Source organism: Paenibacillus elgii NBRC 100335 (assembly GCF_004000865.1).
GTDB lineage: Bacteria > Bacillota > Bacilli > Paenibacillales > NBRC-103111 > Paenibacillus_G > Paenibacillus_G elgii.
The window spans coordinates 1-1,353 of sequence record NZ_BIMB01000135.1; the positions used below are offsets into that span (position 1 = coordinate 1).

The 1,353-nt window shown below is 39.9% G+C and carries 2 protein-coding genes; both read left to right on the top strand.

Annotated features, from left to right (window positions below):
* Nucleotides 1–619: hypothetical protein (locus PEL01S_RS34180; protein ID WP_218032571.1), on the top strand; the 619-nt coding region annotated here is incomplete at its 5' end.
* Between the two features lie 384 nt (nt 620–1,003).
* On the top strand, nt 1,004–1,353 hold a 350-nt coding region (locus tag PEL01S_RS34185; RefSeq protein WP_164824391.1), incomplete at its 3' end, for a hypothetical protein.

Consider the following 1,353-nt stretch of genomic DNA (forward strand, 5'->3'; position numbering starts at 1 on the left):
AGGGGAGACGAGCTTGACGAATGCATGGACAACAATCGGAGGTGTTACTACCGCGCCGGGAAACGCGGTTATGGCTAGAATCCATCTACACTTGGAATCAGTGGCACCCGGAGTTTTTATTGTGGATGCTGTTAGTTTTAAGAAGAGCGTGGATAGCAATCTTCTGTATAATGAAAGCTTTGAGATGTATACGGGAACTAATGGAATAGCAGACGGATGGACAGGATACTGGCATGGAGCAGCGGGAGAATACAAAGTGATCTCTTCACCGGTAGTGTCTGGTAACCAAGCGCAACAAATATCAATCGCGGGGTTAGGTGGACTTTATCAGGAAGTAGCCATAACAGGAAACAGTATCTATGAAATAAAAGGATGGGTAAACATTACGGCACTATCCAGTGGTAAGGTACAGATGGTTGTTCAATATTATGATGCTTCGGGCAACCTGCTAAGTGATGTGCGACCAGCGGAAACAGACTTGACGAATGCATGGACTGCAATCGGAGGGATTACAACTTCACCGGGTAATGCGGTTATGGCTAGAATCCATTTACACCTGGAATCACAAGCACCTGGAGCTTTCGTTATGGACGCTATTAATTTTAAGAAGAGCAAATAGGGATAATATCTATATTGAAGGAGTAACAAAGTTAATGATAGTAATTACGTACACTTTAGCCAAACTAAACAGGAGGTACACATGTTTTTGTTTAACTGAATGAAAATCACTTGCTATGATTGAAGTATCAAAAATTAACAAGATGGAATATGTAATTTATTACTTGCTTTTAGGCAAAGGCTGAACAGCCGAATTCACTTTTGATAAAGTTATAGAATAAATTCTAAAATCATCGAGCTAATCTCTCATTGACCACAACACAACTAATCCACGTGTTGTGTTTTTTTATTCTACTCTTCTATACAGATATCGTCTGACAAAGGTATAATTTAGCAGGGAAAATCTGCATAAGTTAAATATCAAAAGTTCTATGGGGAGGTAGTTATGCTTAAAAGAATGGTTTCGATTCTCCTATGTTTCATATTCATGATCGCTTATGCTTCATCAATCTGGGCAGCTAATGGAGAAACAAAATATCTGTATAATCATAAAGGTCAGTTGGTAGAGGCCACTAATTCGTACGGAACCATCTATTACGATTATGATTTAAACGGGGGCTTAATAAGAAAAAATCTAACAGATAACATGCTTACAAATTCCAGTTTTGAGGTAAATACGGGAACAAGCGGACTAGCTGACGGCTGGCAAGGCAACAAAGATCAAGGAATAACTGGCGAGTATGAAGTTGTAGCTCATCATGCGTCTTCCGGCCAACGTGCGCAGAAGATTACAGG